The organism is Butyrivibrio sp. (assembly GCF_024699075.1).
On sequence record NZ_JAILQF010000126.1, the window covers coordinates 1 to 7,355 of the forward strand.

The following is a 7,355-nucleotide window of genomic DNA, read 5'->3' on the forward strand; positions in this document are numbered from 1 at the left end:
CTTGCAGACATAGAATCAAACTTAAAAGGATTCCTTGAACTTACATCACAGCAGCTGCAGGATACTGTTCTAAACTACTCAGATACTACCCTCCTTCCTTGGTATAAAGATCCATCCTCATCACTTGATGAAGCTACCAAACAGGAATACGACACCTATATGCAGAACATGGCCGATTACCTTAATGGTAATAAGGAAAGATGTGAAGTATATAAATATGACCCTGTAAACATGTGTACAGGTAACTATATAAATGAGCATGAAGATCTCAAGATAGGCGGACTCTATCCTCTTACATTCAAGAGATTCTATAACGCCCTTCCATCATCCAAAGAAGACTTCATCCTTGGAAACGGCTGGAGCACAACCTATTCAGAGCACCTTACAAGAGACGAAGAAGGAATCCGCATATCCTATGCAGATGGAAGTATAGGCCTATATAAAGAGCGTATCATCAAAGGTAAGAAATACTACGAAGAGATCCATGGCGAACCAGGCCTTCTGTCAGAGATAGAAGATGACTCAGAATCAACAGCCGAAGAGATAATAAAAAAGAAAACCTATATCCTCCGTCAGGACAATGGCCAGTACAAGAAGTTCGATGAAAACGGATACCTTGTAGAGCTGGGTGATGATAACGGAGCAGTTGCAGAACTTTTATATACTAATGTGAAAGTAGCTGCAAACACAAAATCTACAAACACTAAAGCTGCAAACACCAAAGCTGAAAACAAAGACCAGTATGCTGATAGTCAGGCAGACGATAGATCTCAGGTAAAACGCCTTGCATCTGTTAAGACACTGGGAAGCGCAGCCCTTTTCTTTACATACAATGAATACGGCAACATAGAAACCCTTAAGGATCATACTGGAAGGGTTGTTAAGTATGCCTATAAAACCCGGGACGTGTCAGTTGAAAGTAGCTTAGACGAATCATCTGTAAACGGATCATCAGAAAACTCACAACAAGGTACAGAGTCTTTAGAGAATCTTTCTAAGGCTACATTTTTAGAAAACACACATACTGAGATTGGTTCTTCTAAACAGAATCATTCTAAATCCGTTCAGGTTCTTACATCAGTTACATATGCTGATGGCTCAACAGCTTCTTATGATTACTCAGAGGATGGCAAGATCTCAGAAGTAACTAATCAGCGCGGCATAAAAGCTATAACCAACATCTATGACAGTCAGGGAAGAACCATAAAGCAGTCATTCCCAGATGGCGGAGTCATGACTTATACATATGATGACAAGAAGCGCACCACAACAGCAACAGAACAGAATGGCAATAAAGTAGTATATAAGCATGATGCCAAGATGCGCCATACTGGTACAAAGTACTACGATGGTGAGGAAAGCTTCACATACAATAAGCGTAACCAGAAGATATCACATACCAACAAGCTTGGATATACAACTAGATATACCTATGACAACAGAGGCCACCTTACAAGCATTATAGATCCCATGGGCCATAAGACCTGCATGACCTATAATGCGGACGGAAGACTCATGGCATTAAAGGATCCAAAAGGAAACAGCTACAAGTATACATACGATATACAAGGTAACCTCTTTGAAGTTAAGGATCCTCTTGGCAATAAGAAGCGCTTCTACTATACAGGAAGATACCTCAAGAAGGTAAAGGACGAAGAAGGAAACATAACCCTTCTTAGTTATGATGCAGAAGGAAATGTAAGCTGCATAACAGATCCTGAAGGAGTAAAGACCTTCTATAAATACGATGCACTTGGAAGAGTAACTGAATCAAGCAACATAGAAGGAAACACCAAAAAGTATACCTATGATGATGCTGACAGGATAACATCCGTAACAGATGCCCTTGGTAACAAAACATCATATGAGTATAACGAAAGCGGCAAAGTAACAAAGATAGTAAACCCTGACGGAACATCAAAGGCATGGGAATACAACATCATAGGTAAGCCCTGCAAGGTAACAGATGAAGCAGGAAGAGTAACAAGTGTTGACTATAACAGCATGTGGAAGGAAGAAAAGATAACCCTTCCCAACAGCGGAACAATACTTTACGAGTATGATCCACTCATGCGTATAAAGAAAGTCACAGATCCTGAAGGCAGAAACACAGGCTATGACTACGATAAGAATGGCAATGTATTAGCAAGGTATCTAGGGGACATCAAGGTAAACAGCCGAAAGTACAATGCCCTCAATCAGGTGATCAAAGAAACAGATGCACTTGGTCATGAGAAGACATATGAGTATGACTTAAATGGCAAGATAAATGCTATTACAGATACTCTTGGAAACAGATATACAAGAGAGTATAACGAACTTGGCAAAGTAGTAAGGCAGACAGACCCGCTTGGAAATGAATCAGCCTACACCTATACAAAGTCAGGTGCCATAGAAACAGTTACAGATCCAGCCGGAAGAGTAAGAAAGCTTGAGTATACAAAGTCAGGAAAGCTCCATGCTGTACACTTCTGCAATAAAAAACAGCAGGAACTAATCTATGACAACGCAGGCAGAGTAGAAAAGAGAACATTCGCTGATGGTTACACTATCAGCTATTCTTATGATGCCCTTAGCAGAGTAGTAAAGGTAGAAGGCAGCGATGGACGCACAGCATCATATGAATACGATGCCATGGGAAGAGCTACAAAAGTATCTAACGGACGTAGCACAACTCTTTACACATACACACCAACAGGAAAGCTAAAGAGCGTAGTAGATGCTCTTGGCAACGAGACAGCATACACCTATGATGAGCTCGATAACCTTAAGAGCATCCATAGAGCAGAAGGCCTTGTAAGTGTCGAAGAAAAGAACGATGACAACTTCCCTGCAGTAGGAGAAGACGGCCACGTAACCCTCTACTCCTACAACCTTGCAGGTCAGCTCACAAAAGTAACCGACGCCCTTGGCCATGAAGAAACATATGAATACGACCAGTATGGCCGCCTTATCACAAAGACAGACAGAGACAGCTTCGATACAACCTATGAGTATAATGATCTAGGCGCAGTAACCAAGGTAGGATATGCAGATGGAAGAAGCGTAGAGTTTTCATACAATGAACTAGGTAAACTGCGCGAATTTAAAGACTGGCTTGGCATCACATCCATCGAAAGAGATGCTTTAGGTAGAGCATTGTCAGTAAACGATTACAATGACAAGACTGTTTCATATACTTATGGAAGAAATGGAGAGCGTACATCTATTACGTATCCTGACGGAAAGAAAGTAGATTACTTATACGATGATAATCTTCGATTAAGTAAACTCGTAAACGGAGAAGATGTTACAAGCTACTCTTATAATGAGTATGGTAGATTGATAGAAAAACTTCTTCCTAATAATAACAGAGAAGTAATGGATTACCTTCCGGGCGGACATCTGAAGAGCCTTGAGATGTTTGATAATGCAGGCCTATTGGATAAATATATCTATAGTTACGATGGACAAGGGAACAGAACACAGATTGAAAGATCAAGAAGAGAATTAGATGATATATCAGGAATGTACTCATATGAATACGATCTTGTAAATAGGCTTACGCAGGTAAATCTTAATGGTAATCCATTAAGAAACTATAGCTATGATGCTTATGGAAACAGAAGGACACTTGTAGAAAACGGCGTTACGACTAAGTATAATTATGATGCTCTGGACAGACTTCTTGAATCAGTAAGCGATACAGAAAGGAAAGTCTATAATTACGATAATCGCGGTAACCAGACAAGTATTATTGAGAATGGCACAATAACAAAGACATTCACTTTTGATGCAGCTAATATGCTTGCAAAGGTAACAGACGAAGTTAAAGGAGAAGCAACATATAGCTACAACGGCTTTGGAAAGCGAGTAGCTGTAACCCGTCCTGAAGAAAAAATTCTGAATTATATGAAGCTTTTATTAAATCAGATACGTATGTAAGATATAAAGGACAAAGGTCGGTAGATCCTAATAACAAATATATTTTAACTTTTACATGGGAGGGCGATCAATGCATAGGATAATAAAAAGCGTAATGGTTTTCTTTATGACAATTACTTTGATTACTGGATGCGGACATACAATGATACATTCGTTTTGGGATAGTGATCAAAAGGTTTCTGATGAGATTTTAGAAAAAATCATAGATGGGATAAACAATAAAGACGAAGATGCCATTAAAATATTATTTTCTGAATATGCAATAGAGAATTCTGAAAGCATTGATAAGGATATTCAATATTTGTTTGATTTTATAGATGGCAAAGTGGTTTCGTACGACCAATCAAGTCCTGCTGGCTCATTTGAGTCGTCAGATAAAAATTATAAGATTAAATTGATAAGTTCATACTATTATGTAAGTACAGCAACAGATAAATATTTTTTTCTGATAGATAATTATTCGAAAAATACCCTGGAATCAGAAAAGCAAGGAGTAAAGTATTTGATTGTTGTAAAGGCGGAAGATAGTTTAAAAGTATTCGATGGTGATGAAAAAATCCTATTCGATGGTACAGAAGAAATTGCCAGATATGGAGTATTCATTCCGGATATTTATTAAAAAATCGGATGCCATTATAAAAACTAAAAAAGTTTTTGATGAAAAAGTAATAATTGCTTGGTGAAAATGGAAATAATCAAACAATAAGGTATTTGTTTTTTGATTGTCAGGGTATGGCATAAATGATTTAAAGAATCAATATTTGTTAGGAGAGACAGCATCGTTTGTTGTAGAAGAGATAACAAACAACAATGCGTGTCCTAGTGACAATAATTAAAGGGTATTTACATATGAACCAGGATTTTGAGGCAGCTATATATATTATCATTCATTTTATGATTTTATATTTTAGTTTGGCAGTGAATCTGTATTGTATTACACAGTATATTATAGGAAAAAATTTTGATGTAGAAAGGAAAAGCAATTTTATTGCTAAACTTATAAGCATTCCAATATTATATATATCCATAAGATATGGAATATATAAATATGCATTTCTTTTCTTGTCAAGTATACTAGAGCGTTATCAAAGCAAAAGGATTTTTATTATATGTAGTTTAGGGATTCTTTTTTTGGAATGCTTTTCCTATCTAGCCTTTATGAGTGATAATGAAAAAAAATATATATTTTTAGGTTTGATTTGATAAAGCAAATACTAAAGATAATTCAAATGCTTTCTGTAATTGTTCTTGTAATACATTTGTTTTTAAAAGGCATAGGCATAATTGATATTGGAACTGTTGTTTGGCGTATTGAATTAGTAATTAATCTATTCGTACTAATAAGCTTTGTGATTATATCATCATTTAACCTTACGGTATCTTCGGATAAAGAATACATGTGCGTTAATAACGGGTTAACTCAGGTCTTGCTCGTTATGGATGATTCTCATCCTTTGAAATTCAAGAAGAATGATGATAATTCATATTATATTAGCAATGGTGAGGATAGTGCAGATACTTTTGTATTAAATACAGAACATTTAGTAACGTTGCAGAAATATTTTCAGGAAGAACTGATTTTGTGAAAGAAGGATAAAACGTATGATAGATAAGAAAAAGATGATATATAAAATTGTTGGGGGTATATTTTATGTAATTATGATTCTGGTTCTTTCGTTTATATGCTGGAAAATGGAGCATTCCTGTAATTCAGAAATAACGCCAATTGAATAAAAAGAAACCTCTAAGTAAGATAAAGGTGTTCATCTTGGCGGATGAAAAAACATCTTATGCTAACCGGAGGTTTCTCAAAATGAATTTTACACAGAATGACAGACTTAAGCAAGTAACTGCAGATACACTGATTGTTGGGGTTGATGTTGGATCACAGACACATTTCTGTAGAGCGTTTGACTGGAGGGGATTTGAGCTATCAAGAAGAGTGTTTAAGTTTAGTAACGACCGAATGGGATTCCTTACATTCCTTCGATGGATTGAGGAACTCATGAATAAGACCGATATGAAGAAGGTCATTGTCGGCTGCGAGCCTACTGGTTGCTACTGGCTTACGTTTCAAAAGTTCTTACAGGACCATGATGTAAGGCTTGTAACAGTTAATCCATTTACTGTAAACAGAAGCAAAGAATTGGATGATAACAGCCCAGAAAAAAGTGACCTAAAGGATCCTAAAACAATTGCCATGCTGGTTAAAGAAGGAAGATATTCAACGTCTTATCTGCCAGAAGGTGTATATGCGGAGATCAGAGAAGCCTCTGTATGCAGAGACCAGATCATGAAGCAACATGTGCGTCTGTCAAACCAGATACAGGGATGGTTACAAAAATTCTTTCCTGAGTATCTGGATTGTTATTCCGATTGGGATTCAACAAGTGGACTTATGCTTTTAAAGAGTGCACCACTTCCACAGGATATCCTAAAAATTGGGGCAGGTGGAATCAATCAGATATGGCGTGATGCAAAGGTACGTGCAGCAGGGTTAAAGAGGGCTCAGACCCTGGTAGAAGCTGCACAGGAAAGTGTAGGTTTAGAAGCTGGTGAGGCTGCAAGACTCGAGATTTGGGTTCTTGTGAATGACTATATACTGAAGGCAGAACAGCTCAAAAGACTTGATGAATTCCTGGAGGAAAAAGTAAAAGAAGTACCGAATGTGGAGAAACTGCTCGCCATTAAAGGAGTAGGGATGAGTACTGTGATTGGCTTTATAGCAGAGGTTGGTGATATCGGACGTTTCACTGACCCAAAGCAGATACAGAAGCTTGCAGGGCTAGAGATAGTCAAAAAGAGTTCTGGAAAGAAAAAAGGGCAGCCAAGAATCAGTAAGAGGGGCAGAAGAAAGTTACGTAGAACAATGTATGAATCGGCTCGTGCACTGATGAACTGGAATCCTGCATTTCAAGATGTATTCCTTTATTACAGGAACAGAACAAGAAATCCTCTTGGAGGAATGCAGGCAAAGATAGCAGTTGCATGTAAGGCTATCAGAGTGTTCTATGTAATACTACAGACAGGTTGTGACTTTGATGAAGAAAAGTTCCGAAGGGACATCATCAGACCGGAAGCAGCCTAATTGAAACAGCACATACTGTACCAGACAACGTCCGCCAAGAGTTCAATTGGTGCTGGATTACAGGAGTGCTCTCTAGCAATGACAAAGCAGAGCGAAGCCGCTAAGACATACTATATAGGGCATGACCCTGGAATGGAGCAGAGGCGGCACCCCACTATGGGTAGGCTGGACGAAGGAATTTAGGACACTCCTACGGGAGTACGATCCTGTTAGACATGAGAGGTTAGCAGCCATAGGGAAGAATGGGACACAGATTCGCCTTCATAAAAAGGATGACGTTATCTTTCGTGCACCCTTCTGACTGGAAACACATATGCATTGTACCTGAAATGACATAGTTTTC

Annotated in this window: 4 protein-coding genes; all 4 read left to right on the plus strand. The window is 38.2% G+C overall.

Annotation, left to right across the window (positions count from 1 at the left end):
* Nucleotides 1–3,924, plus strand: a 3,924-nt coding sequence (locus K6G87_RS04985) for a DUF6531 domain-containing protein (protein ID WP_296834638.1), incomplete at its 5' end; no start/stop codon positions are given.
* 70 nt (nucleotides 3,925–3,994) lie between these two features.
* Entirely contained in the window at nucleotides 3,995–4,543 is a 549-nt protein-coding gene (locus tag K6G87_RS04990) for a DUF5104 domain-containing protein (RefSeq protein WP_296834639.1), read from the plus strand.
* 610 nt (nucleotides 4,544–5,153) lie between these two features.
* Nucleotides 5,154–5,510, plus strand: coding sequence for a hypothetical protein (locus tag K6G87_RS04995; RefSeq protein WP_296834640.1), 357 nt, complete (start codon nucleotides 5,154–5,156; stop codon nucleotides 5,508–5,510).
* A gap of 227 nt (nucleotides 5,511–5,737) precedes the next feature.
* Entirely contained in the window at nucleotides 5,738–7,012 is a 1,275-nt protein-coding gene (locus K6G87_RS05000; protein ID WP_296834641.1) for an IS110 family transposase, read from the plus strand.
* Nucleotides 7,013–7,355 lie beyond the last annotated feature (343 nt).

Coding starts and splice junctions, on each gene's coding strand:
- K6G87_RS04990 (WP_296834639.1), top strand. CDS start 3,995: ATGCATAGGATAATAAAAAGCGTAATGGTTTTCTTTATGACAATTACT.
- K6G87_RS05000 (WP_296834641.1), top strand. CDS start 5,738: ATGAATTTTACACAGAATGACAGACTTAAGCAAGTAACTGCAGATACA.
- K6G87_RS04995 (WP_296834640.1), top strand. CDS start 5,154: ATGCTTTCTGTAATTGTTCTTGTAATACATTTGTTTTTAAAAGGCATA.